This is a genomic window from Thermococcus sp., from assembly GCF_015523185.1.
GTDB lineage: Archaea > Methanobacteriota_B > Thermococci > Thermococcales > Thermococcaceae > Thermococcus.
In genome coordinates this window covers 1-2774 of record NZ_WAKV01000058.1, presented here as the reverse complement: position 1 = coordinate 2774, position 2774 = coordinate 1, and the positions used below count along the sequence as shown (strand labels likewise).

The window sequence follows — 2774 nt, the reverse complement described above, 5'->3', positions numbered from 1 at the left end:
CTTTGTCCCATTGACGAATTAGGTTTCCCGAATTTGGGGAATCTGTGTCGTTTTGCCAAAAATATCAGGAAAAGAAACTTAAGGTGGAAAACCTTCGATTTTTTACAGATTTTTCGAAAACTCTTGGGGGTGATAAAGTGAAGTTCTACATTTGCGGGGAAAAGAGCGAGCCAAAGCCCTTCAAGGTGGCAATCATAGGTGCTGGCCCAGCCGGGTTAACGGCCGCTGGCTACCTCGCCTGCAGGGGCTACGAAGTTCACGTTTATGAGAAGATGCCCGAAGGCGGTGGAATGGTGGCCTTTGCAATTCCAGAGGCGAGAATCCCAATAAAGACCGTTAGAGAGGGCGTTAAGGACCTCGAAAGACTCGGCGTCAACTTCCATTTCAGGACGAAGGTGGTCTACGATTCTCCGAGGGAGCTCGGCGATGAGTGGGCCGAGCACTTCGTCTCCCTTGAAAGGCTCTTGGGAGAGTTCGATGCTATACTCATAGCCACGGGAGCCTGGAAGCCTAGGAAACTCAAGGTTCCGGGCGTTGAACTACCGGGTGTTTACGATGCTCTAACTTTGCTCCATCACATAAAGATGGCCAGGATAGGTTACTATTCATGGGACAGGATTCCCGACCTCAAGGGGAAGCACGTTGTAATCATCGGAGCTGGCTATACAGCGGTGGACGTTGCAATCGAGTCGAGACTTCTCGGGGCCGAGAAGGTCACGATAGCCTATCGCCGTTCGCTTGAGAACAGCTACGCCAAGTCGGAGATTAAAAAGCTTATCGGTGAGGGGCTTGAGTTCATAGAGTACGCAACCCCCGTTAGGATACTGGGTAAGGAAAAAGCCCAGGGAGTGGAGCTCGCGAGGACGAAGATAGTCGAGGGAAGCGTTGTGACGACGGATGAGCGCTTTATAATAGATGCCGACGTGGTTGCCTACGCCATTGGCCAGCTCCCAACGAGCCCAATAAGGGAAGTCGTTTGTGCAAACGAGAAGATACTGAAGGAGGCGGGGGTATTCTTTGCCGGCGACGTTGTTGCACCACGAAACATTGGGACCGCGATGAAAGAGGGCAAAGCAAGGGCTAGAGAAATAGAGGAGTGGCTTCTCAGCAAAGCTCCAAGGAAGGTCTTTCCCGTTCCTGTAACGGCGAGGCTAATAGGCTCCGTCCTTAACGGGAAGTGTTGAGACCCTGAATCAGGTAAGTATCTGAGGGTTAGGTTTTTATTTTCAATGTTACAATGAATATCGAAAAGGAGGTGGGACCATGGAGGAAATTGACTTCCAGGCGGCCGCGGAACTTCTCTCAGCGACTTCCGAGTGGATTGGGGACGGAAGGACCAGAACACGAATAGGTGGGATGGAAATCGAAGTGGACAACCCTCTGGCCGTTTCACCGGTTGGAGCGCCCGGGAACGTTACGTGGCCGGAGCAGTTGCTTCCAGCGGCACTGGCGGCGTGCTTCATAACGACGATGAGCAGTATAAGCGAGAGGCTCAGGATGAATCCGAAGGGGATAAGGGTCACGGTGAAGCCACTCCTCGCAAGGGATAGCGACGGTGGTTTCAAGTTTGAGAAGATGCTTATCACGGTAGAGCTCTCCCTTCCAAAGGACGAGGTCAAAAAGGCCGAAAGGCTTGTGGAGCTCACCCACAGTTACTGTCTCGTCAGTAAGGCCCTAAAGGGCAACGTGGACGAGGTCATTGAGACGAAGGTGAAGGGGATTTAGTCACACGGGGCACAGGTTTATAACTCCCCTCCCCAATTTTCAACCATGACCGAGCCGAAAGACATCGTCCTTAAGGAGAGCGAAGAGGTTGAAGGGACACCAATAGGGGCCCCATGGCTTGACGAGGTTTCAAGTCTTGAAGATGTTCTTGATTATTATGAAAAGATAGGCTTTCAGGCCACGCACCTTGGAAAAGCAATAGAAATCTGGAGAAAGGTAGAGAAGAAGCGGGCCGAGGGAAAAGAGGTTAGGGTTTTCCTTGGCTACACATCGAACATAATCTCCTCAGGGCTGAGGGAAATAATAGCGTGGCTCGTCAAGGAGGGCAAGGTGGATGTTATAGTAACCACGGCCGGAGGGGTTGAGGAGGACTTCATTAAAGCTCTAAAGCCCTTCATTCTCGGCGACTGGAATGTAAACGATGCAAGGATGCGCGAGAAGGGCATCAACAGGATAGGCAACATATTCGTGCCCAACGACAGGTATATCGAATTCGAGAAGTACATGATTCCATTCTTTGAGAGAATCCTTGAGATGGAGCGCGAGAGGGGACCTTTAACGGCGAGCGAGTTCATCTACGAGCTTGGCAGATACATGGACGAGAAGCTCGGGAAGGAGAAGGAAAAAAGCGTAATCTACTGGGCCTACAAGCGGAACGTCCCGATATTCTGCCCGGCCATAACAGACGGCTCCATCGGTGACATGCTCTACTTCTTCAAGGAGGAGAGGGGCGATAGAGAGCTCGTCATAGACATCGCCAACGACATAGTGAAGCTCAACAACTTAGCGGTTACTGCTAAAGAGACCGCTTCGATAATCCTTGGCGGTTCTCTTCCAAAGCACGCGATAATCAACGCCAACCTCTTTAGGGGTGGGACTGACTATGCAATTTACGTGACGACAGCTATACCCTGGGACGGCTCGCTGAGCGGTGCTCCTCCGAGTGAAGGAGTGAGCTGGGGCAAGATAAAGGCAAAAGCTGATTACGTCGAAATCTGGGCCGATGCAACTTTAGTGTTCCCGTTGCTGGTATGGAAGGTGATGCGGGG

At 51.6% G+C, this 2774-nt stretch carries 3 protein-coding genes; all 3 read left to right on the top strand.

The annotated features are described in order from the left end of the window. The first annotated feature begins 137 nt into the window (after positions 1-137). Entirely contained in the window at positions 138-1184 is a 1047-nt protein-coding gene (locus tag F7B33_RS06725; protein WP_297073894.1) for an FAD-dependent oxidoreductase, read from the top strand. A 79-nt stretch (positions 1185-1263) separates the two neighbouring features. After that, positions 1264-1725, top strand: a complete 462-nt coding sequence (locus F7B33_RS06720) for an OsmC family protein (protein ID WP_297073893.1) — start codon at positions 1264-1266, stop codon at positions 1723-1725. A 45-nt stretch (positions 1726-1770) separates the two neighbouring features. Further along, on the top strand, positions 1771-2774 hold a 1004-nt coding region (locus tag F7B33_RS06715; protein ID WP_297073892.1), incomplete at its 3' end, for a deoxyhypusine synthase.

Bases quoted from the DNA above. Each gene is read 5' to 3' on its own strand.
- F7B33_RS06720 (WP_297073893.1), top strand. From the start codon at position 1,264: ATGGAGGAAATTGACTTCCAGGCGGCCGCGGAACTTCTCTCAGCGACT.